Source organism: Cytobacillus sp. Bac17, from assembly GCF_024519925.1.
In the GTDB taxonomy this organism is placed as follows: Bacteria; Bacillota; Bacilli; order Bacillales; family Cytobacillaceae; genus Cytobacillus; species Cytobacillus pseudoceanisediminis.
Window position 1 is genome coordinate 1 of the sequence record NZ_JALJRC010000083.1, and the last position, 1,149, is coordinate 1,149.

The 1,149-nt window shown below is 35.2% G+C and carries 2 protein-coding genes; both read right to left on the bottom strand.

The window, feature by feature from the left end:
• Window positions 1–340: 3-deoxy-8-phosphooctulonate synthase (locus NR125_RS29210; RefSeq protein WP_256816854.1), on the bottom strand; the 340-nt coding region annotated here is incomplete at its 3' end.
• A gap of 128 nt (window positions 341–468) precedes the next feature.
• Complete coding sequence (locus NR125_RS29215) at window positions 469–663, bottom strand: DUF6980 family protein (protein ID WP_256816856.1); 195 nt, start codon at window positions 661–663, stop codon at window positions 469–471.
• Window positions 664–1,149 lie beyond the last annotated feature (486 nt).

Consider the following 1,149-nt stretch of genomic DNA (forward strand, 5'->3'; position numbering starts at 1 on the left):
TTTTAAAATTGTATACTAAATCATCTACTGTTTTTATTGGTCTAACGAACCCGACATTGTATACACCCCATCGATCTTTTTCGGGTTCAATACAAGTAGATAAATATGGTTCTTCCGCAACCTCCCATATAATACCAGCCCTAGTTCCATCAGGTGCTTGAACAAAACCATCTCCAGACGAGCAACCTGGTTCTTCTTCATCATAATCAAAGTGGTCAGTGATTTCACCATAGGTGAAACCCTCAATTTCAGTCTCCTTTACTAAGGGGAAACCAGCATAAACACTCATATCTTTCTTTACTAACCTTTTAAATTTATCCAGTATTGATACCCCCTCCATCCAAAAGAGAACTTTATATAAGTTTTCAACTTATTTATTGAACTGTCCTGCCCCTTTAGTTTAACAAAAAAGCCGCCTAGTTCCGGCAGCTGATCTTGAACATAAGATTCCGGTATCTTAACAACAAATTATAATCTAGAACCACACCACGGACAGAAAACAATTCCTATACTTGAAGAACCACCATCGCGAACTATTAATCCGTAGTCATTATCTTTTTCATCAAAAATGATTATTTTGTCAGGACAGTCAAAGGGATTTGTATGTATATCACATTTGAAATTTGCATGATAATCCATATCCACACAACAATGTTTTTTCATGGTTTCACTTCTCCTTAAATATATAAAGCACACCTTTTATACAATAAAATCCTTATACTTCTGCTGATTTGATTCTAAAGATATCACAATGATTTGCTTTTCGGCTGGCAAGAAATGATACTGCCTACATATTACATTTTATTACTCAATTATCTTTCTCCCTTGTTAGACTAATCTGCCCCCGTTAGCAAAAAAGAAACTTGCTTTGCTCTTTATTGAAGCAAAGCAATTGCTATTTCAACAGCCTAATCAATATCAGCTATCTTTTTTCCTTCTTCATCTATTTGGGAACTACCTCCACCGAAACTCCAACCTTTGCTTTCAACAAAATCAATAAATGCTTCCCAAAATTCATCGTGTTTTAAATCGTCACCGTTGTTTGTATAAATTGAACCCTCAATGTGAACTCCGAAAGGTCTCTTCAGTTCGAATTCCTCCCAAAACTAATTAACATTATTTTAGCATTTCTTATTCCACAAACCTGCC